This window comes from Shewanella sp. 8A, from assembly GCF_023475945.1.
Lineage (GTDB): Bacteria > Pseudomonadota > Gammaproteobacteria > Enterobacterales > Shewanellaceae > Shewanella > Shewanella xiamenensis.
Genome location: NZ_JAMDJP010000121.1, coordinates 1 through 259, shown reverse-complemented (window position 1 = coordinate 259; position 259 = coordinate 1). Strand labels below are relative to the sequence as shown.

The window sequence follows — 259 nt, the reverse complement described above, 5'->3', positions numbered from 1 at the left end:
GTCCTTGTGTCCCCTTCGTCTAGAGGCCTAGGACACCGCCCTTTCACGGCGGTAACAGGGGTTCGAATCCCCTAGGGGATACCACTCTATCCCTAATAAGATAGAGTGCATTCCAAATGACTAACGAGTTGTTTGAGATAAATCGCAAGACCTCAGTTATGAGGAAAAACATAAGTCCTTGTGTCCCCTTCGTCTAGAGGCCTAGGACACCGCCCTTTCACGGCGGTAACAGGGGTTCGAATCCCCTAGGGGATACCAC

2 tRNA genes are annotated in these 259 nt (G+C 51.4%); both read left to right on the top strand.

What is annotated here, in order from left to right:
- Positions 1 to 8: 8 nt before the first annotated feature.
- Positions 9 to 84, top strand: a tRNA-Glu gene (locus M0413_RS22825).
- A 98-nt stretch (positions 85 to 182) separates the two neighbouring features.
- A tRNA-Glu gene (locus M0413_RS22820) sits at positions 183 to 258 on the top strand.
- The last annotated feature ends 1 nt before the right edge of the window (position 259 follow it).